The following is a 21,896-nucleotide window of genomic DNA, read 5'->3' on the forward strand; positions in this document are numbered from 1 at the left end:
TTCCTATTTTTGAAATGAAGGTGACTATGATGGAAGAGAAACAGGAAAAAGAGATTTGGTTGAACGTCCTTTTGGTCGTCATGGTATTATGCTGCCTGTCGCTGGCGATTGGTCATATGATGGATTGGTCCATGCACCTTGGGGAGCGATTATTCGCTTTTGTCGGCCGCGTACTTGAGCGTATCGCGATTTGATGTGCGGTTTTTTGCCGATGGAGGCACCGAACGGGAACGTTACATTCAAATCGACAAACCTGCGCAGGCGGTTCCTTTCGAAAGAGAGGTCCAGCCTTTTTCCGTCTGTATGAGTTTTTCCCCATACCAATCTATCAAATCCTGCATAAATTGATAGGGACGCAGGAAAAAAGCCGGATTGGAATCAGCTTTTTTCTATCCTTATTTTGGATTGAAGGGAGACAAAGGTCATGGGCAGAAAATCGATACAAGAACTGCAGGCGGGTTATGCGAACCATTCGTTTACGCCCCTGGAAATAACGAAACATTATTTGAAACGAATCAAATGCATGGACCCCGAACTGAACACTTATATCACGGTGGCAAAGCAAAGAGCGGTCAAAGAGGCGCGGATGGCCGAGGCCAAAGAAAACGCGGGCGAACAGACGGGGCTGCTCTACGGCATTCCGCTTTCGTATAAAGACAACATCGACACCAAAGGCATCCGCACGACTTACGGATCTTCGATCGATGCGAATCATGTTCCCGATCAAAACGCGGCGATCGTGCAGCGGCTTTACCGGGAGGATTCCATTCTCCTCGGAAAAAACAATATGCATGAATACGCCTTGGGCGTAACCTCCAACAATCCCCACTACGGTCCCGTCCATAATCCATGGAATCCGGAATATACGCCCGGGGGTTCGAGCGGCGGATCGGGAGCGGCCGTGGCCGCCGACTTGGCGGTTGCTTCGGTCGGAACGGATACCGGCGGTTCCGTGCGGATTCCGGCCGCATCATGCGGGGTCGTCGGATTGAAACCGACGTATGGCAAGGTTCCCACCAAGGGAGTCTTTAACGTTTCATGGACGCTGGATCATGTAGGTCCGCTGACCGCCAATATGACGGATATGGCCATCCTTGCGGGAGCCATGGCAAAGCAGTCTTATCTGCCGTACCTTAAGCAGGATATCCGGGGACTTCGGATCGGCGTGCCCACAAGTTATTTCAACGAGCATATCGAAGCCGAAACGTATGCGCTGTATGTGAAATCCCTGGAAGCGCTGGAGGCGCTTGGCGCAATCCTGATCGATACGGACGTGTCGTTTGTTGCGGGCAATGCCGGCGTCTCGTTAACGATCGCAGCGTCCGAAGCAGGATACGTCCACAAATCCAGGATGGAATGCTGCCTGTCGCAGTACGGGGCTGACGCGAGAGCTTTCCTTGAATCTTCGCGGGATATCACCGCGCTGCAATATATTGAAGCGCTGAAGATGAAGGAATTCTATATGAAGAAATTCAATCAACTGTTCAGGGAGAGCATCGATGTGCTCGCCACGCCGACGATACCGATTCCGGCAAGAAAAATCGGCGTGGACGAGGTCCAGATCGGGTCGTACAAGGAAAGCATTTTTGATGCCATGACCCGCTACACCGGCATATTCAATATGGTGGAGCTGCCTGCCCTGTCCATCCCGAACGGTCTGACGAGCGAAGGACTTCCGGTAGGGCTTCAGCTGGTCGCCGCGCGCTGCAGGGAAGATTTGCTGATTCGTGCCGGGTATGCGTACGAGCAGGATCAGCTGCAGGATTTTTACCGGCTGCGCGACGAAATATGCGCCGGATATTAAAACGAAATAACTACGTCTTACGATCGTTTCAACCGGCATCCGGACGCCTTGCGCGCGCCGGATGCTTTTTTTAGTTCCAGCACTCGCACGTGGTACATGGCGAATCATAGCCGTCGCCGGGGCGGCCTGAGCAGAGAAAAAAACGCAATATTTCCGTATTTTCTCAAGTCCGGAGGAACATACTAACCGAAAACCAGATTTTTTCCAATGCGTTAACGAATGATTTCCCGGGAGGCGTGAACATGAACAACAATAGCGAATCTGCAATTTCGCCGCGATTGACGGAAAATCTCGATCGGATCAAAGCGTTGTACGCAGATAGTTATGATGTCGTATTTCACCATCTCCAATGCGGCGAGAAGGCAGCGGCCGTCATCTATTTGACGGGTTTGACCGACAGCGATCAACTGAATCAGTTTGTTCTGGAGCCGGCGCTGCAAAAGATGAAGGACCAGGAGGGGGGACTTGGCGCATTATGCGAATGTCTGCCCGTATCGTCGTTCGCCAAGGCAGCAACGCTTGATCAACTGATCATGGAGATTGGAAACGGAAATCCGGTGCTGCTGATGGAAGATGAGGAGCAAGCGCTCACGTTTTCATTGGCCAAGTGGGAAAAACGGTCCATCACCGAACCGGAGGCCGAATCGGTCGTACGGGGTCCGCGCGAAGGATTCGTCGAGACGCTGATCGACAATGTTTCCCTGATTCGCCGAAAGCTGAAAACGCCGGCGCTGAAGATGAAATCAATGCGGATCGGGCGTTATTCGCAAACGGAGGTCGTGATCGCTTACCTGAACGATATCGTAGATCCGGCGCTGATTAAGGAAATCGAAGCCAGGCTCGGACGAATCGACGTCGACGGAATTTTGGAGAGCGGGAACATTGAGGAACTCATTGAGGACAATCCGTATTCGCCGTTTCCCCAAATGCAGACGACCGAACGTCCGGATGTCGTGGCATCCAATCTGCTTGAAGGAAGGGCGGCGGTCCTGGTTGAAGGGACTCCGATCGTCCTGGTCATGCCGACGTCGATCTTTACGTTTTTGCATTCGCCCGAGGATTACTACCAACGTTATTATATCGGCTCCGCCATCCGGTGGCTCCGTTATCTGTTTTCCCTTATTGCTTTGATCGGCCCTTCTTTTTATGTGGCTGTCGTCACGTTTCACCAGGAGATGATTCCGACTACTCTGCTGCTGAACATGACGAAATCGCGGGAACAAATTCCTTTCCCGGCGCTTGTCGAAGCCCTGCTGATGGAGATTACGTTCGAAGCGCTCCGTGAAGCGGGAGTGAGGCTGCCCAAACAGATCGGTGCGGCGGTCAGCATCGTAGGGGCGCTCGTCATCGGACAAGCTGCGATTGCGGCGGGCCTCGTTTCTTCCCCGATGGTTATGGTCGTTGCAATTACCGGCATTGCCTCCTTTTTGATTCCGCATTTCACCCTCGGGATAACCATCCGGCTGCTGAGATTTCCGATGATGCTCTTGGCAGGAACGCTCGGCTTTTTTGGCTTGATGATGGGGTTTGCGCTTATTTTGACCCATCTATTCTCGCTGCGGTCGTTTGGCACGCCGTATACTTCGATCGCCACCGTCACCCATTGGAATCAGTTGAAGGATGTCGCGGTCCGGGCACCGTTTTGGAAAATGAACAGAAGACCGAAGACGGGATTCTGGAACCGGTATCGGCAGGGCGCTCATCAACGTCCGGGTCCCCCCGATGGAGGGAACAAAACATGAGGCTGCTCCGAAAATTCGGCATGACCTGCCTTTTGCTCTGCATGCTGCCTCTGGTCGGAGGGTGCTGGGACCGGACGGAAGTCAACGATCTGGGTCTGATTATGGCGGCAGGGCTGGATCTCGCCGACAATGGAAACGTGGAACTTTCCGTGCAGGTTTTTACGCCCAGCCAATCCAGCAGCGAAGGGGGAAGCAACAGCTTAATGGGCGGAGGCTCGGGAGGAAGCAACTCGATTATCGTGCAAAGCGCCAGTGGAACCGATTTTGCCGATGCGGCGGCCAAGCTGCAGGAGCAGATGCCGCGAAAGGTTTTTTGGGGACACGGCGAGGTGTTTATTTTTGGCGAGAAACTTGCGCGGAAAGGCATCCTGAATCAAATGGATTTTATTTTCCGCCACCCGCAGCCGCGCGAGCGCGCTTACGTTTTCGTGAGCAAGGGGGATGCCAAAGAAATTTTGAAAATCATTCCGAAGGTCGAAAGGGATGTTGCGGAGACGCTGCGCGAGATGGCCATTTTGCCGTTCGGAATGGGCGTTTCGCTCAAAGATTTGAGCGAGATGCTTACGGGAAGATCCAAAGCGGCCGTCGTTCCGCTGGTGGATAGTAAAGTGGAAGCCGATGGAAACGCCTTTCCATATATCACCGGTGCGGCCGTGCTTAAGGATGGGAAACTGACGGGAACATTCGGCGACAAGGTCAAACGCGAAACGCTGCTGATCCGGAACAAACTGAAGAGGACCAATGTCACTTTTCCCGTTAGCGGCAACCGGGGGAAGGATGAAGGCAAGATAACCGCGCAGATCGTTAAAGGCCGAACGGCCCTCATTCCCGTCATCCGCGGTCATTCATGGAGCATCATCGTCCGTTTTGACGGGGAAGCAAGCATCCTGCAAAACGAAACCCGCATCAACGTGACGAAACCGCAGGAGCTGCGCGGCGTGGAAGAGCAACTGAACAAGGAAATCGAAAAACGGGTGGCAGAAACGTTCCGGCTCATTCAAAGGGAAACGGGTGCCGACATATTCGGAGCTTCGGACGCTTTTTGGCGGAAGTATCCCAAGGTATGGCTGAGGGAGCAGCGGCGCTGGGATGAAATTTTTCCTAACGTCAACGTTCGCGCCGAATCCCGAGTCAAAATTCTATCGCCGGGATTTTCAGGAAAAAGTTATAAATAAGGGGGAACTCGATGATTATTCTGAAAAACTTGGGGGTTACCCTGCTGGTTCTGCTGATGTTTTTTTACGAATATCCGAGATTTCGCCCCGAAAACAAGAAAGAAAAGGCGGCTTTTACGGTCTTGGCCTCGGCCGGGTGGGCATTGGCGATGCTTTTGATGTGGTTCCCCCGCCTTCCCGGTCCGACCGAATTCATCAATTACGTGACGAAGCCGATCTGGAGCATCTTTTATCCAGAAGGATAGGAGGGGACGAAAACGATGGAGAAGGAAAAAATCTCGAACATCCAATTGGGTTTGATGATGTATTTGATGATCGGCGGCACCTCGATCCTCATCGTACCGTCATTCACGGCTATGTATGCGAAACAGGATATGTGGTTGTCGCCTATCATCGGCTCGGTGTTTGGTTTCCTATGCGTGGGGCTTGCATGGATCATGAACCGATATTATCCGGGGGAAACGATCATCTGCCATTTGAACCGCGTGTTTGGCAAGTGGCTCGGGAGCGTGCTCGGGTTCATGCTCCTGTTTTTCCAGATCGATGCGACCGGATTGATTACGAGGGAATATGCCGAGTTTATCGTGCAGGCTTTTCTCTCGCAGACGCCGCTGACCGTGATCATCGGCTCCATCGTGGCCACGTCCTCGTTTGCCGTGCGTTCAGGCGTGGAAGTCATCGGGAGGTTTGCGATGATTTTTGCGCCGATATTCTTTTTGTTCGTCGCGGCCATTTTTTTGTTCCTTCTGCCCGAATACAACGTTTTGAACATGCTTCCGGTCTTCGGAACGGGGGTGCTCCCTTCGCTTAAAGGCTCCTTGGAGCCTGCCGTCTGGTTTATGGAATTTTTGCTGATCACGTCTTTTTATCCGTCGGTCCGGAAGGGGGACAAAGGGTTTAAAGGAGGGCTATTCGCCGTATTTCTCATGATGCTTACGATGGTGATCACCAACTTTACCTGCCTGTTTTTGTTCGGGGAAACCACGGCTAATTTGACGTTTCCTTTTCTGTCGGCTTCCCGGTATATCAGCATTTCCGACTTTTTCTCGCACGTGGAAGCGATCGTGATGGCCTTGTGGATTCTCGGCGGTTTCGTGCAAATTTCGATGTGGTATTACTCGCTGTCCCTGAATCTGGCCCAATGGCTAAACATCAAGGATTATCGTCCGCTGGTGTTTCCGGTCGGTCTGCTGATCTCGGTGTTCAGCATATGGGTGGCAAAAAACTTCCAGCAAATGCTCCACTATTTCCCTACGGGAGGGACAGGTTCGTCGGTGATCGTGCTCGTCCTGGTTCCGCTTCTCCTTGTGGCTGCCGCATGGCTGCGGCGGAAAATATCTTCCTGAATTCTTGCGGGCGGACAAGGGGAGGAAGCATAGCTTATACCCTTGAGCCATGTTTAACGAAAAGCCGCTTTCCAGCGGCTTTTTATTTTTTGTCTATCAGGGGTTTCTTTGGATTGCCGGCTTGGGTTACCATAAAAATACGAACCGGAGCGGCTAAAGGCTGCTGCATTTGAAGTTCGGATTTTTTCATATTGAAGGGGAACCCGCGATGAATATACGAGACTACATCAAATCAGGATTTGAAGCTTATTATGACCGGCACAGCGAGGTTGGGGAGGACGGGTTTTGCGTATGGATGCGTCCTGGCGTGCCTGCTCCGATGAAAGCGGATGACAGCCAAGAGGAATGGTCCGTGTGGAAGCTGGTGCCGTCAACGGTCTCCGCAGAGGATATATCGGCGCTGGAAAAAGAGTTCGGCTTGACGTTTCCGGAATGGTACAAGGCCTTCATCTCTACCTATCATCACTATTTCGACGATATTCCGGAGCAGGATACGAACGAGCCTTTGAAAAACATCCGGGACATGTACAACCCGTTGCTCTGCAGGCTTGGTTATCTTCCATTCGCATGGGATGCGGAGTACGGATGCATTTGGTGCATCGACGTAGGCAGCGGACCGGACGAAGATCAACAGGCGATTTACGAAATCGACCACGAAATTTTGTTCGGGATGGACGAAGTACATACGGATCGGAAGCAGCTCCAAGAGCACCTTGCATTGTTGTATCCGAATTTTAAAGCTTATTTTGACCATCATTTTGTGGAGAAAGGGTAAAAAGAAGAGCCGCCGGGAGGGGGGGGCATTGGCTGACGCGCTTTTTTTAGCGCTGTTTCTTCGCTTCCAGGATCAGCTTGGAATGCTTCAACACTTTGACGCGGTAGGTGCCGCCCTCTCTCATCTTGATCTTGCGGTCGGCAATCTCGTATTGCGTGCCCTCGCTTGTTTTCACCATGTCCCCGCCGCGTTTCGGATCCCATTTTTCCTCCACATGGATCACTTTGTCGATCGGGCCCTGCACGATATCTGCCGTTACCATTCCGAGCATGATCAGCGGGTAGAAGGACAGCAGGAAGAGGAACGCCATGAACCCGAGATCCGCTTTGGTCGGGCCTGCCTGCCGGTGGCGGATTCGATAAAAGACATATGTAGGAAAAAAACTGAAGAAAAACAGTACGCCGCTGTATCCCCCGATGCCGATCCATAAATGCTTGCGCACGTTGCCTCCGTATTTGAAGCATACGACCAGCATGCCGATCAAGCAAAACGCAATGAGGGCCATCCGCAGGATGTTTCTTTTTTTCTTGTACCAAACCCGCCCGTCAGGGGGGAAGAGATTCAAAGCCGAAATCAGCGCGGTCAAAGGCACTCGGGTCGTTTTGCTCATGTGACACTTCCTTTCCAAATAGCTCATGACATGATTATAATCAACCGGCTTCATGAATAAAATGGAATTTTAAAAGCAGCAACGAATTTACGGACGAAAGCGGAACGTGAAGAACAAAACAAGCCCGTTTCGTCATGATTATAAGTTAAGGGAGGCCGGCCCAGTGCAGAAGATCCGGAATTATTATGAAGGTTCCCGCGATAAATTCGTCATTGAATCCGTCTATGGTACCGAGCGCAACCTCAAAGCAAAGTACGAAGTCATGGAGAAATACCGCTTGCAGCAGGAATCGTTTGAAGAATGGGTCATAAGCAGGCTCTTGCTGTCGGGAACGGAGTACGTTCTGGATCTCGGCACGGGGAATGGGCGGTTTTCGTTGCCTGTGAGCCGGATCCTGAAGGGAAAAACGGGATTTTTGATCGGATGCGATCTGGCAGAGGGCGTGATGCTTCCGTCCTGCGTGCAAGCCCAAACGGAATCCCTCCCGATGCTTCATCTGGCGGCCGACGCGGAGAATCTTCCTTTTTTATCCGAACAATTCGACCTTGCGATGGCCAACCATATGTTATACCATCTCTCGAACTTGCACAGGGGACTTGCGGAATTGAGCCGGGTGTTAAAGAACACGGGAAAATTGCTCGCTACGACCAACAGCGAAAAAGGAATGCCCGAGCTGTTCCTGCTGCATCTGAGAACGATGGAGCTGCTGGGCATTCCTTTCGGCGTCAAGGAAGATCCGATTACCTTTTCATTGGAAAACGGAGAGCAAATATTAAGGGAACATTTCGAACAGGTCGAGTTATGGACCTATGAGGCGGGGTTTAAGGTGGCTGATCCGATGCCCGTATTTCAGTATTATGCGGCGACGCAGTTATACCAAGGTCCCATGAACGACGACAACCTGCCCAGAGAGGTGCGCGACGCTATCGCACCGTGTTTTATGTTATTGACGGAAGAGATGATTCGGTCAAACGGGGGCGAGCTGGTCATTTCCAAACCCGTCGGGGCATTTCTTTGCAAAAATAAGCGGAAAACATCCCAATAAAGCCTCATTGGACCTGTATGCGGCAGCACGCATCCGATGTTTTTGGCATTCATGCCGGGCCCTGACGGGGAGGGGCGATAAAATGCCCTTGTAAGGAGGATTTCATTTTTATGATCAAAGAAAGCGTATATTCCCAAATCGACGAAAAACGGCTGACCGAAATTTCGAAGCGTATCCTCCAAACCGAAGAGGGGGCGATGACCCGTTGGACTTGCGAACCGGTCGGGCCGAAGGCCCGTAATTTCGTGACCGACGGGGTGTACCGCGTTTACGGTACCAATGAGGTCAAAGGAACGGTTCGCGAATGGACCGTCATCCTTAAAATCATGTTGGCCGACCCGAATCGGAGCGACCCTTCGCACTACAATTATTGGCGCCGCGAAGTGTTGGCCTACGAGTCAGGTTTGCTGGAACATTTGCCGGAAGGTTTTCAGGCGCCGGTATGTTATGGGATCGATGAACAGGCTGACGGATCCGTATGGCTGTGGCTTGAGGAGATGCCGCATGAGTCCCAGAAATGGGAACTGGAGGACTATACTTTTGCAGCGAAAAAGCTGGGAGCGTTTCATGCCGTCTATCTCCTCGGAAAGGCGCTGCCTGAATATCCGTGGATCAACCGCGGCTGGATGCGGTCATGGATCCGGGAATGCCAGAAATACCGATCCTTGAATGTGGAAACAATAGCCCGTGATCCGGCGGTATCCCGCCATGGATTAGCTTCCCTGCTGGACAGGTTCGCGGAGCTGGAAACCTCCGTACCCCAGTGGATCGATGCGCTGGAGCGACTGCCCAGAACGTTTTCGCATCAGGATTATTATGAAGCCAACATTTTGTTCAGTCGCAATCGCTTGCGCGAAGGAAGTCTGGCGTTGATCGATTGGCAGTTTGCCAGCATTTCCGGCGTCGGGGAAGATTTGGGCCGCTTTTTCGGATTATCCGTCAGCAGAGGGCAAATGCAGCCGGAGTCAGGCAGGGACTTGCGCGAACAGTTCCTCTCCTCCTATATTGAAGGGCTGCGAGAGGCAGGCTGGCATGGCGACGAAATGCTTCCCCGTTTCGGTTTTCTGGCGGCTTTTGCGCTGCGTTCCGTATGGGAGGTCCCCAAGCTGCTGCAAAAGCTGAAGCAGGATTCAACATCGCCGCAGTGCGGCAAACTCGCGCTGATCGCCGAGATGCAGATGGAGGCTGCTGCCGAAGCGGAAGTGATTTTACGACGCTGAATGCCGCATGAAAGCGGTTAAGAACCGTCAGAAGCCATTATTTTTCGCGAAGATCATATTTTTTTACGAAAACAGATGAACCCGCCGCCGCTTGCAATCTTGGTCAGGCGAATTAGGTCATACCTAACGATGGTGGCGTTCGATTTTTGCGTAATCGCATGCCATATGAGATTGGCCCGCCTTAAAAATTTAAGGCGGTTTTTTTTGTGGAACAGCAATTGCAAGAAGAGGTGCGACTCCCGGCCGGTTAAAGCAAAATAGTGGCGTTTTCCCTGGCAAACTGCAAAAATCTGCATCCTAATTAAAAATTCAAAGGGCGTTTCGTAAATTTTTTATATCATCTTAACAAAGTGAAATTTCCTTTCCGGGGCAAACCTCCTATGATCGAAGTTGACAACGCTTACAAAAGCGGAATTTATGTTTGGGGAGCGATTCGATGGTATGAAGGGCATGTTCAAGGAACTGCGAAGCAACGGATGGTATTACCTCATGGCGTTGCCGGGACTGCTGTATTTCCTGGTGTTCTGTTATTTGCCGCTGCCCGGGATTCTGATTGCGTTCAAGGATTACAACTTCAAGGACGGCATTTTCGGAAGCCCGTGGGCGGGACTGCAAAATTTCGCTTTTTATTTCCACGGCGATTATGCGTGGAGAACGACGTTCAATACGCTGTTTATCAACGCCAACTATATTGTTTTCGGCACGGTGATCGCGGTCGGCTTTGCGATTTTGCTGAACGAGATCCGCAAAAGCTTTTTTCGCCGAACGTACCAAAGCCTGATGTTTCTGCCTTACTTTTTTTCGGCGGTCGTCGTCGGCAACTTCCTGTATCTGATGTTCAGCTCCAAATACGGGCTGGTGAACCAGTTGAGGGATCTCTTGCGCCTGGCGCCGGTCGACTGGTATTCCGCTCCGGGGTATTGGGTAGCCATCCTCGTCGGGGTCTACGTTTGGAAAAATACCGGGTATGCCGTCATTTTGTATCTGGCCACGATCGTTGGCATCGACGACGAATTGTACGAGGCGGCTGCGCTCGACGGCGCAAACCGCTGGCAAAGCATCCGCCACATTACGCTGCCGCTGCTTGTGCCGACCATCACGATCGTCACGCTGCTGGCGGTCGGGAAAATTTTCTACGGGGACTTTCAAACGATTTATTCGATCGTGGGCGATAACGGGCTGCTGTATGAAACGACGGATGTCATCGATACGTACGTCTTCCGCGCGGTCAAAAACGTCGGCGACATCAGCATGCCTGCGGCGGTAGGCCTCTACCAGTCGGTCTGCGGATTCCTGTTCGTGCTCGGCTGCAACTGGGCCGTCAAAAAAATCAACAACGATAACGCGCTGTTCTAACTGGAGGAAGGATCTTATGCACATCCAAAAACGAAGGTACTCGTTGTCTCAGGTCTTATTTCATCTGATCGCCATCGCCTTTTGCGCTTTTACGACCATTCCGTTTATTCTGACGATCATGGTCTCGGTCTCCGGCGAATCCTCGGTAATTAAGCACGGGTATTCGCTGTTTCCGGACACGTTTTCGTGGGATGCCTATCGCCTTATTTTCTCCGGAGACGAAATTTGGAGGGGGTACATGGTTTCCGTTACTGTGACGGCGATCGGGACGGGGGCCGGGCTGCTGCTTAGCGCCATGCTTGCCCACACGATGGCCAGGCAGAAAGTGAGATACCGCAACGGCATCGCCTTGTTTATTTTCATTACGATGATTTTTAACGCGGGGCTTGTCCCATGGTACATCTTCGTCACCAAATATTTGCATCTGAAGGATACGCTGGCCGCCTTAATCCTGCCGATGCTCATCAATCCATTCCATGTGTTCTTGATTCGCAATTACTTCAAATCGCTGCCGCCAGCGCTCCTGGAATCGGCCGAAATGGAGGGAGCGGGACCGCTCTATGTGTTTGCCAAAATCATGCTGCCGCTGTCCACGCCGATCATCGCGACGGTGGCCTTGTTCTACTCGCTCGCGTATTGGAACGATTGGGGGCTGGCGCTCTGGCTGATCGACAACCGGGAGCTGTATCCGCTTCAGTTCATCCTTTTCAAAATCCAATCCATGATCAATTACATGAGCACGCAGGGGAACCTGGTGTCTGGCAGCCAGACCCTGCCGTCGGAGACGGCGCAGATGGCCATGGTGCTGGTCACGATCGGCCCGATCATCCTCGTCTATCCGTTTATTCAGCGGTATTTCGTGAAAGGCATCATGATCGGCGCGGTCAAAGGATAGGTTGCAGCCGTCCGAAGACGGTTCAACATAGACAGCTTTTTCAACTTAATCGGGGAGGTTCTAAACGGTGACAAAAAAGAATGCATTTGCTACCATGCTCATCCTGGCAATGATGCTGAGCGGCCTGCTTGCGGCTTGTTCCGGTTCCGGCGGTTCAGCGACCGGAAAGGAGGAAAACCCGGGCGACAAGAAAACCGAGCAGGGAACGGGCGGAGAAGGCAAAACGCAAGTCGGCGGAACGGTCAAAATTGTGCTTCCCGGCGATGCGCCGAAAGATCTGGCGAACGTGCAGAAAGCGCTTGAAGACAAGTTGAACGCCGATGGGCTGCCGCTGAAGCTCGAATTCACGTATTTCCCGTGGGATCAGTATTCCAACAAGCTGAACCTGATCGCCGCTTCGGGCGAAAAATACGATTTGGCCTGGACGCATGTCAGCTGGCTGTCGCAAATCGTTTCCAAACATGTCGTGTCCCCGCTTGACGAATGGCTCGAAACGAACGGCAAAGACCTGAAGGCGAACATTCCTTCCGCCAACTGGCTCAGCGCTTCGATCGACAACAAGATTTACGGCATTCCCACGCTCGTGCCGACGGCGGAAAACAACAACTTCTTTGCGGTTCGGGGGGATCTGCGCAAAAAATACAACCTGCCCGAAATTCGCACGCTTGCCGACTTCGAGCATTACCTGGACACGATCAAGAAAAACGAACCGGGGATGATGCCGATCGCCAACGACGGTACCCGCGCGCTGCTGCGGGAGTTCGGCGACGTCTACTTGCCCGTCGGCGACATGGGAGCAGGGCCGGGATATGTGGATCCCGCCGATCCGGAGCTGAAGGTGCGCAATTTTTACGAATCCGAAATTTTTAAAAACATCGTAAACACGAAACGAAAATGGTATTTGAACGGATGGATGCCGAAGGACGCGCAGGAAATCAAAGACCCCGAAGCCGCGCTCAACAACGGGAAACTTGCGGCAATCTGGTCCAACGTGCTAAAAACGACGGAACGGATCGACGCATTCAAGAAAACGCTTCCTCAAGGGGAGCTGGAAGACGTGTTCCTAAACCCCGACAAGCCCAAGTACATTTTCGATGCCGCTTCCAACCTTTTGTCGGTATTTTCGACGAGCGAAAACCCGGAAGGGGCCATCGCTTTCGTCAGTTGGTTCCGCAGCCAACAGGAGAATTACGACCTCTTCTCTTACGGCGTGAAGGACGTCAACTTCAAACTGGACGGCAGCGCCATTACCCTCGAAGGCATCGGGGAGCAGCAAACCTATAATCAGGTGTATTGGGCTTGGGACGATATTCGCCTCAAACATTTCAGCAAGCACGTCAGCCCAGAACTCATCCAGTCGCTGCAGAAATGGGACGAAGGGGCAAAAGAGGCCCCGACCCTCGGCTTCCGGTTTAATGCCGACCCGGTCAAAGCCGAAATGGCCCAAATCAACGCCGTCGAGAAGGAATATGTCGATGCGGCGTACGCGGGATTTTCGGATTACGACCAGTTTTACCCGAAATTCGAAAACAAGCTCAAATCGGCGGGGATCGATAAAGTCATCGCGGAGATGCAGCGCCAGCTGGATGCATTTATCGCTTCTAAGCCCAAATCACCGCGAGGCTGAGGTACGCGCAGCGTAACATTTTGAATGTTGGAGGGATATCCGATCATGCTCAAGTTGAAATCATGGGCCATCGCGGCTTTGTCCGTTTCGCTAGTGCTTGGACCGTTTGCTGCCGCGCCGCTTTTTTCCCCCAGGGCCTATGCAGCCGTTTCAGGGACCGCAACGCAGGGTCCGGGAGAGGCCCCGCCGCAAGAAGGATGGCCTGAAGGCGAAGTACCGCCGGCGGCACAAGAACCGCCCGGCGAGCAGCCGCCCGGCGCGGAGCCGGAGCAGCCAGGGGAAAACCCTTCCCCTGCCGATGTCCAAGCGCCGCCCGGCACGGATGGGCAGGCCCCGCCGGAGGTTCGGCCGGGAGAGGAAGCGATGGCCCCCGGCAGCGGCGACGCGGCCGTACCCGGGGCAAACCTGGCGCTGAACAAGCCGGTAACGGCGAGCAGCGCGCTTCCGCAGCATCCGGGAGCGTATTTGACGGACGGCAGGCTGGACCTTATGTGGTCTACCAGCGATACCGGATGGCAAAGCAGCCCGCTGGCCGACGAATGGGCGATGGTGGATCTGGGCGCCGTTCAACCGATCATGCGCTGGACGGTCTATCACGGCGCGGCGGGAACATGGGCGACGAAGGATTTCCAATTGGAATACAGCACGGGGGATGCAAGCGGCCCCTGGCAAACGGCGGATTCGGTGGTCGGTAACATGGATGCCGTGACCGACCGGACGTTGCCGGATGCGATCTCGGCCCGGTATGTGCGTCTTCACGTCACGAAAAAAACGGCTGAAGGCGTCGACTGGCCGGCCGTACGGGTCAGCGAGCTGGAATTGTTCTCGAAGGCCGCGGTCATTCCCGTATTGACGGCCGCTCCGCCGTCCGGAACCGTGCTGCCGGGCACCCAAGTGAAGCTGTCCAGCTCTCCAGGCACGGCGGCCATCTATTACACGACGGACGGAACGGATCCGGTGACATCCGAGACCCGGCATCCATATACCGAACCGATTTCGGTCGGATCCGACCTGAACATAAAAGCGGTTGCCGTCGACGAAAAGGGAGGGGGCGTCAGCGAGGTCGGAAGCTTTGAATACCGGGTTCCCAAGGAGGATTTGTCCCAATATCCGAACCTCGCGCTGACGGCCACGGCGGAAATGTCGTCCCCGGCAGGCTGGGGCAATGTCGCCGGACGCGCCATTGACGGCAACCCCGGGACGTATGCCCAACCGGAACAAAACGTGCTGTGGGATTTGACCGTCGATCTGGGCAGCAGCCAGCCGGTCAATTATGCGGTCCTTCGCAAAAATCCGGATCACGTCAACTACGTGACGAAATTTACGATCGACGTATCGGAAGATGGGGAGCGCTGGACGACGGTGGCCGAAGAAACCGGCAATGACGACTCCAAGGATCAGATATACGGTTTCGCCCCGGCGAAGGCGCGTTACGTCAGGCTTCATCAGTTGGACAAAACCGGCATCGCCGCGGCCATATGGGAGTTCGAGCTGTACAATACGGCCGTCGCGCTGCCTGTGGAAACCAGCGTCAAGCCGGGACCGGTGATTGACGGCACGGCCGTCGAGCTGTTCGGCGGGCAGCCTGGAGCCGCGATTTATTATACGACGGACGGCACCGATCCAAAGACATCGGAGACCAAGACCGTGTATAAGGAACCGATCATCCTGCACGGCGGGAGCATCGGCGCCGCAACCAAACTGCAAGCTTACGCCGCCATGGAGGGAAAAGAGGACAGCGAGGTCAAAACGTTCGAATATCAGGTCATACCGTTGTCGGCTACCCCGCCGCCGGGGGACGTGGCTGCAGGGACGGCCGTTGCATTGTCCAGCTCCATTCCGGGCGCTTCCATTTTCTATACGCTGGATGGAACGGATCCGCTGACATCGGTCTCCAAACGCCTGTATACGGAGCCGCTGATCGTGGAAGAGGACGTCACGATCCGCGCCTACGTATCGGACGGGGCGAATGCAAGCCCTTCGGCTTCCATTCCGTACAGCATCATGCGGGATGAAACCAACGTCGCGCTGAGCAAAGAGGCGTCGGCATCGTCGTCGCAGCCGGCAGCCAAACCGGGTAATGCCGTCGACGGCGATCAAGATACCGCGTGGATCGCCGGCAGCTCGGAACCCAACGGCTGGCTTCAGGTCGATCTCGGCGGCGATTACGACCTGACAGGCACGCAAATCGCCTGGAATGAAGCAAAAAATTACAAATACAAAATCGAAGTGTCCGCCGACGCCCTTCACTGGTATTCGGTTGCGGACAGGACCGATCTTACCGGCCGGGACCAGGTCCGAAAAGATCGCTTCCTGGAAACGGCGCGGCGTTATGTCCGGGTGACCGTCACGGGGCTGGAGCCCGGCACCAAGCCGGGCATCCGCGAGTTGGCGGTTTGGGGAACGCCAAGCGAACCGATGCCTCTCGTTCCGGTAGGTCCGGCAACGAATGGTTGGCCGCGGCCGGTGATCGTTCCGCTTCCTGCTTCGGTCAGCGGCGTACCCGAGCCGGTCGTCAGTCTGGACGGCACGTGGAAATTCAAGCTGAATCCCGGACAGGGCTTCTGGAGAAACGGCACCGATACGTCCGGGTGGAAAGAGGTCCGGGTCCCGGCCAACATCGAGGTGCTCGGCTTCGATATCCGCGGCCAGCAGGGCGGCGATTGGTTCCCGGACCGCAATATTGAACACGCGTACCAGAAAACGGTAAACATTCCGTCTTCCTATGATGGAAGCAGGGTGATGCTCCGCTTCGAAGCGGCGTTCAACTTCGCCCGCGTCTGGGTCAACGGCCATTTGGTCCGCCAGCACCGCGGAGGTTTTACGACGTTTGACGCCGACGTTACGGAATACGTTGCCCCGGGCGAAGACGCCACGATCACCGTCGGGATTACGGCAGAAACCGGGTTTGTCGAATACCAGCATGTCCGGGGACTGATCGGCCAGGTGAAGCTGTTTGCGCTGCCCGTCGATCACATCACCCGCCTGCACGCCGAAACCGAGTTCGACGCCGCGTATTCGGACGCGACGTTGAAGGTATCGGCCGGCATGGCGTTAGAGGAGGCGATGCAGGGGGAAATCGAGCTGCAGCTTACCGATCCGGACGGAAACGACGTACCGATCGAGCCGGCTGCAATTTCGTTGACGGGCAGTCAGCCGGAAGCGTCGATCCAAATCCCGGTCGCAAAACCCGTGAAATGGGATGCCGAGCATCCGCGGCTGTACACGCTGAAAGCTACGGCGAAAGCAGACGGCAAATCCGTGCAAACCGTGATCCGCAAAATAGGCTTCCGGTCGATCCGAATGGAGGGCAACCAGATGCTGGTGAACGGGAAAGTCGTGAAGCTGCGCGGCGTCGATTGGCATCAGTCGTCCCCGCTTATCGGTGTCGCCGCCGATCCGGAACATGACCGCGAGTCGCTGATCAAGCTCAAGGAAGCCAACGTCAACTACATTCGCGCTTCCCATTGGCCGCAGTACGAATACGTGCTGGATTTGGCCGATGAACTCGGCTTTTACGTCGAACAGGAGAACTCGGTGATGTTCGTCAGCGACGGCAGGGCCAGCGATCCGAAATATTTAAACAACTATATGGGCCAATTCTCCGAAACGATCGAGAAGGACCGCAGCCATCCAAGCATCGTCATCTGGTCCATCGGCAATGAAAGCGCGTGGGGAAGCAACGTGGCGGCAACCCATGATTACGTCAAGGCGGTTGATCCGTCCCGCCCCGTGAAATTCAGTTGGGGATTCAACGCTCCTGCCGGGTATACCGACTTGTTCAGCATTCATTACACCCCATACGGCCATACTTTCGGCACGCATGACAAGCCGGAGCTGTACGACGAATATGCCCACGGTTACGTCTATTACGGCGACTGGATCGACGACGATCCGGCCTACAGGGATTTTTACGGCACCGCTCTTCACCGGCTGTGGGATGATCTGTACGAGACGCCGGGCGTTCTGGGCGGAGCCATCTGGCACTCCCGCGACCTGCGCTTTTACGGTCCGGACGGGATCTGGCAGGGCTTCCTGGTCAACTGGGGCATCCTTGACGAATGGAACCGGGAAAAGCCGGAATATTGGAACGTCAAAAAAGCTTATTCGCCCGTAAGAATCGGGGCCGATTCGCTTCCGAACCCGGGAGCGGGCCAACCGCTGACGATACCGATCGAAAACCGTTATAATCATACAAATTTGAGCGAGGTTACCATCGAGTGGAGCGTCGGCCAAGAAAAAGGAAAGCTCCAAGGCTCTTCCGTGGAGCCCATGAGCAAAGGGCAGCTTACGCTTCCTGCAAGAAAGTGGAAAAACGGAGATGCCGTCCGCCTGAAAATTTACCGGGACGACCATACCGCTGCCGATTCGCTCGTGGACGAATACCTGCTAGTCGTCGGCCAGCGAACGATCGTGCCGTGGAAGCCGCAAGGGAAAGCCCCGGATATCCGGGAAACCGGCAGCCAAATCATCGTTTCCGGCAATGATTTCCGCCTAACGTTCAGCAAAACGACGGGCATGATCCAAACCGGCGAATACAAAGGGAAAACGATGATCACCGGCGGGCCGTACCTCGATATGGGCTATACGTCGAAGCTTGGGGCATGGACGCTCTCCGGCATCAGCCAAAGCCGCTCGGGCAAGGAAGCCGTCATCCGCATATCGGGCCAATACGGCAAGACGGGCGTCCATTTCGAGGTTCGCGTGGACGGCAAGGGGCTCATCTCCACCACGTATACCGTCACCGACCCGCCGGAAACTTACGACGCCGTCGGCGTATCCTTTGATGCAGCCGCGGATGCCGACCGGATCACCTGGGATCGGAACGGGGAATGGAACGAATATCCGGCAAACCATATTGGCAGACTCACCGGGACCGCTTATAAGAAGCGTTCCAAAGGTGAAGAGAAGTACGGCGTCAAGCCGGATTGGCCGTGGATGGAGGATGAGAAGGAGGGCCTCGGGACGGCGGATTTCCGCGCCTCCAAGACGAACGTGAATTACGCTTCCCTCCTGTTCGGCAAATCCCGAAACCGGATTTCGGTGCAGGGGGACGGCTCGGGGGCGGTCAAAGCTTCGCTGAACGCTGACGGATCGGTCCGCCTGCACATCCGGAACGAATGGTCCCATCCCGCAGGCTTCCCGGGTTGGGTCGAGGCCAATCCGGTGCAAAAGCCGATCGCGATCGATTCCGGCTATACCGGCACCGTCCGAATGAAGCTCGCTGCCCATGACGATTTCGATTTCACATTCGCGGACGCGCCGCAGTATTTAAGCGACATGCAGTGGTCGGACGCGACCAGCGGCTGGAGCCGGGTGAAAAAGGATTGGAGCGTCGGCGGAAACGTGCTGACCTTGTATGACGGAAAAGGAAGCCGTTCGTACGACAAGGGCTTGGGCACCCGTGCCTCCTCGGAAATCCGCTATTCCATCGGGGGCAAAGGCTATAAGCGGTTTACCGCCGCGGCGGGGATCGATCTGGAGAGCCCTGGTGGTTCGGCCGTGTTCCAGGTGTGGGCGGACGGCGTCAAACTGTTCGACAGCGGCACGATGAACCGAAACACGCCTGCCCGCCAAGTCGATGTCGACATTTCCGGCAAAAACGAGCTTACACTCGTGGTTCTGGACGGCGGAGACGGAAACGCCGAAGACCATGCCGATTGGGCCGATGCCAAACTTGAGCCGGCTCGTTAAAATACACATTCCAGCAGGCCTTCCCTCAGGGGAAGGCCTGCATCATCGATCAAGCCCGATTCGGCTGCCTTTGAACAGGGAGGATTCAGCCGATCGACGGCCAATATATTTAGGATTCCAGAGTGACAGGATGTGAAATGCCGGTGAACCCGATGAAATGGAGATGGCATGTACCGACCCGAAGCTTTTTGTTCAGATTGATCGCGGCCAACACGATCGTTTTTGGCCTGAGCCTGCTCATGCTTTCGGCCGTGAACTATACGTTTACCAATATGATCAGCGAGAAGCAGATCTCGGAAACGACCCGGAAGCTGCTCCATCAAACCGATGCCAGCATCGAGATGCTGTATGAAAGGGCGTTCCGGGCCGGGGAACAGCTCCTGAACGACAAGGACGTCATCCAAAGCCTGTACGCGCCAAACCTTGATCCGGTCGACTCGCTTGCGCTGGACCGAAAGCTCCATGAAATCGTCAATGCGAATGATTTTATCGATTCCGTTTATTTGCGCAACGGCGCGACGGGACAATTCATCCATTCGATTCCGCGGGACGTCGAGATCGCCGACATCGATCCGGAAGCGCGCAAGCTGGTTCAGGTCCGCAACGGACTGGGCAAAATGATTTTCCTCCCCCACAGGCAGCAGTACGTCTATTCGGGCAAGCGATACGACAACCCGATTCTTTCCCTTATCTTTATTCCGTCCGACGCGAGGTCGGAGTATGCGATCTTTATTAATCTGAAATTGTCCGCGCTCCAGGATTTATTTGATAAAATGGGCAATTCCCCGGAATCCAGCTTCATGGTCACGAACAAAAACGGGATTCTGATCACCCGCAGCGACAAGCCCGATGCCTTTATGGATGCGGCTTCCGGCGCCGAATTCATGGGCAAGGTGATGAATTCGGGCACCGATTCCGGCAGCTTCGTCGCTTCGATGAACGGTTCAAAATCCCTGATCACCTATACCTACAACGACAAGCTTGAGTGGTATTTGGTCAATGCGACAAGCTATGCTTATTTGGCCCAAGGGAGCTTTATTCTCCAGCGAAACATCATCATCGTATCCTTGCTGATGCTTTTGGCATGCTTTGCGGCAACGATCCTGATGAACCGTAAAATTTACGGCCCGATCGGGAACGTCGTTCAAATGGTGCGAGGAAGCCAGCCGGCGAATGCATCCGGGGAGGCCCGCAACGGATCGGCCGATGAAGCGGCGTATTTAAGCGACGTATTCAAAAGTTTGATCGGCAAGGTGACGTCCCTTGAAGATTCGGCGGTCAAAAGCAGGGAGAAGCTGAAAGAAAGCTACCTTAAAGATCTTCTTTTTAGCGGTATTTCTGCCGGCGATCTGCATGAAGAGCTGCATGCCGCGCAGCATGGCATATTATTGCGCACAGGACCGATGCGAACCTTGACGGTGGTCTTAGAGGACTCGCTTCAAAGGGAAGGCAACGTGACGGACACAGGGATCCGATTGGTCAAAGATACCGTATTCGAGCTGGCCCGCCGCATTTTTCCCGAACGGGACGAGATGGAAAAGGTCGACGTTGGGCGGCAGTCGCTGGCCATTTTGATGCGGGAGCCTGAAGATCATCCTTCGATCCATCGGCTGAACAGGATGGTGCAGCAAGCCGAACGGGTGACGGGTTTCCAGATGAAAATCGGCGTGGGCGGCCGTGCGGAGTCGATCGGGGAACTGGGACGGTCTTTTGAGGAGGCGAGGGCAGCGTTGGAGTACAGTTTCGTGGATAATCGCCGAACGGTCTATGATTTTGAGGGGGTTCGCGCTGTAACCGGCACTCCGTTCCGATATCCCGCCAAATTGGAAAGGGCTTTGTTTGATGCCGTCAAAGTCAACGACCGAAAAGAGGCAAGAAGGATTCTCGGCGAATGGTTCGAAGCATTGCGGGGCAATGCCCCGGCAGATATCCGTGCCGCGTTGCGGCAATCGGTGACGACGATTGAACATGAATTTGGGACGATGACGGATTTTACGCCGCTGCTGATGGATCGTGGAGAAGATTCGCTTTACGGGATCGTGCAGCGCTTTGCGGAGCTGGAACGGGTCGAGGCATTTTACGGGGAGCTGGTAGATTTTATCATCGGACAGTTGCAAACGAACCGGCACCAAGATCGCGGCGAACTCGTAAAAACCGCTTGCGGATTTATCCGAAACCATTACCGGAGCAGCGGTCTTTCGGCCGAACTTGTCGCTTCCGAACTCGACATTTCCGTGCCTTATTTCAGCAAGCTGTTCAATGAAGCCATGGGCGTGTCCTTTACGCAATACGTGACCGATTTGCGGCTGTACGATGCCGAACAACTGCTGCTGACGACAACATTAAACGTAAAAGAAATCGGGGAGCGGATCGGCTTTCAAAACAGCTCCTATTTTATTACGGTATTCAAAAAGAAAAACGGCACTTCGCCCAACCAGTTCAGAAAGTTAAACAAAGCCGGCCGTACGGCGGAGCCATGATCACACTTGTTCACTTTATGGGCGCTGGGTTCGCGCCATGGCGCTGGAACGGAATGGAACGTTCCTTGGCCGGGCAGGACCGATTTACTTCCCGGCGCGAATTGAATATAGTATTGGACGAGAACAT

At 54.4% G+C, this 21,896-nt stretch carries 15 protein-coding genes; 14 read left to right on the forward strand and 1 reads right to left on the reverse strand.

The genetic code is table 11. The features are described from left to right. The first annotated feature begins 26 nt into the window (after positions 1-26). From MKY58_RS11305 to MKY58_RS11335, 7 genes are all read left to right on the forward strand, one after another. Positions 27-194 carry a hypothetical protein gene (locus MKY58_RS11305; protein ID WP_339324599.1) on the forward strand — a complete coding sequence of 56 codons (168 nt, stop codon included), beginning with the start codon at positions 27-29 and terminating at the stop codon, positions 192-194. A gap of 230 nt (positions 195-424) precedes the next feature. Next, positions 425-1,804 carry an amidase gene (locus MKY58_RS11310; RefSeq protein WP_339324600.1) on the forward strand — a complete coding sequence of 460 codons (1,380 nt, stop codon included), beginning with the start codon at positions 425-427 and terminating at the stop codon, positions 1,802-1,804. A 242-nt stretch (positions 1,805-2,046) separates the two neighbouring features. Next, positions 2,047-3,546, forward strand: coding sequence for a spore germination protein (locus MKY58_RS11315; protein WP_339324601.1), 1,500 nt, complete (start codon positions 2,047-2,049; stop codon positions 3,544-3,546). Then, on the forward strand, positions 3,543-4,721 hold the full coding sequence (locus tag MKY58_RS11320; protein WP_339324602.1) for a Ger(x)C family spore germination protein: 1,179 nt from the start codon (positions 3,543-3,545) through the stop codon (positions 4,719-4,721). The genes MKY58_RS11315 and MKY58_RS11320 overlap by 4 nt, the downstream gene beginning before the upstream one ends. Before the next feature lie 11 nt (positions 4,722-4,732). Then, positions 4,733-4,966 carry a hypothetical protein gene (locus MKY58_RS11325; RefSeq protein ID WP_339324603.1) on the forward strand — a complete coding sequence of 78 codons (234 nt, stop codon included), beginning with the start codon at positions 4,733-4,735 and terminating at the stop codon, positions 4,964-4,966. A 15-nt stretch (positions 4,967-4,981) separates the two neighbouring features. Beyond that, the gene (locus MKY58_RS11330; protein ID WP_339324604.1) at positions 4,982-6,067 is read left to right on the forward strand and encodes an endospore germination permease; all 1,086 of its coding nucleotides are present in this window, start codon (positions 4,982-4,984) and stop codon (positions 6,065-6,067) included. Positions 6,068-6,275: 208 nt separating this feature from the next. Continuing rightward, positions 6,276-6,842 carry an SMI1/KNR4 family protein gene (locus MKY58_RS11335; protein ID WP_339324605.1) on the forward strand — a complete coding sequence of 189 codons (567 nt, stop codon included), beginning with the start codon at positions 6,276-6,278 and terminating at the stop codon, positions 6,840-6,842. Positions 6,843-6,888: 46 nt separating this feature from the next. Here the strand turns inward: MKY58_RS11335 and MKY58_RS11340 are convergent, their stop codons facing one another. Next, positions 6,889-7,452: a hypothetical protein gene (locus MKY58_RS11340; protein ID WP_339324606.1), complete on the reverse strand. Its 564-nt coding sequence runs from the start codon at positions 7,450-7,452 to the stop codon at positions 6,889-6,891. Between the two features lie 163 nt (positions 7,453-7,615). Here MKY58_RS11340 and MKY58_RS11345 point away from each other — a divergent pair, with 163 nt between their 5' ends. From MKY58_RS11345 to MKY58_RS11375, 7 genes are all read left to right on the forward strand, one after another. Beyond that, positions 7,616-8,497 (forward strand): class I SAM-dependent methyltransferase, encoded by an 882-nt coding sequence (locus MKY58_RS11345; protein WP_339324607.1) that lies wholly within the window; start codon positions 7,616-7,618, stop codon positions 8,495-8,497. Between the two features lie 110 nt (positions 8,498-8,607). After that, positions 8,608-9,717 carry an aminoglycoside phosphotransferase family protein gene (locus tag MKY58_RS11350; protein WP_339324608.1) on the forward strand — a complete coding sequence of 370 codons (1,110 nt, stop codon included), beginning with the start codon at positions 8,608-8,610 and terminating at the stop codon, positions 9,715-9,717. A gap of 441 nt (positions 9,718-10,158) precedes the next feature. Then, a complete protein-coding gene (locus tag MKY58_RS11355) occupies positions 10,159-11,073 on the forward strand; it encodes an ABC transporter permease subunit (protein WP_339324609.1) in 915 nt (304 codons plus the stop codon). Between the two features lie 16 nt (positions 11,074-11,089). Further along, positions 11,090-11,968 carry a carbohydrate ABC transporter permease gene (locus MKY58_RS11360; RefSeq protein ID WP_339324610.1) on the forward strand — a complete coding sequence of 293 codons (879 nt, stop codon included), beginning with the start codon at positions 11,090-11,092 and terminating at the stop codon, positions 11,966-11,968. A gap of 67 nt (positions 11,969-12,035) precedes the next feature. Then, on the forward strand, positions 12,036-13,595 hold the full coding sequence (locus tag MKY58_RS11365; RefSeq protein WP_339324611.1) for an ABC transporter substrate-binding protein: 1,560 nt from the start codon (positions 12,036-12,038) through the stop codon (positions 13,593-13,595). Between the two features lie 45 nt (positions 13,596-13,640). Further along, positions 13,641-19,289, forward strand: coding sequence for a discoidin domain-containing protein (locus tag MKY58_RS11370; protein ID WP_339324612.1), 5,649 nt, complete (start codon positions 13,641-13,643; stop codon positions 19,287-19,289). A 152-nt stretch (positions 19,290-19,441) separates the two neighbouring features. After that, positions 19,442-21,769, forward strand: coding sequence for a helix-turn-helix domain-containing protein (locus MKY58_RS11375; RefSeq protein WP_339325124.1), 2,328 nt, complete (start codon positions 19,442-19,444; stop codon positions 21,767-21,769). Positions 21,770-21,896: the final 127 nt, after the last annotated feature.

This window comes from Paenibacillus sp. FSL W8-0194 (assembly GCF_037969745.1).
Lineage (GTDB): Bacteria > Bacillota > Bacilli > Paenibacillales > Paenibacillaceae > Paenibacillus_AQ > Paenibacillus_AQ cookii.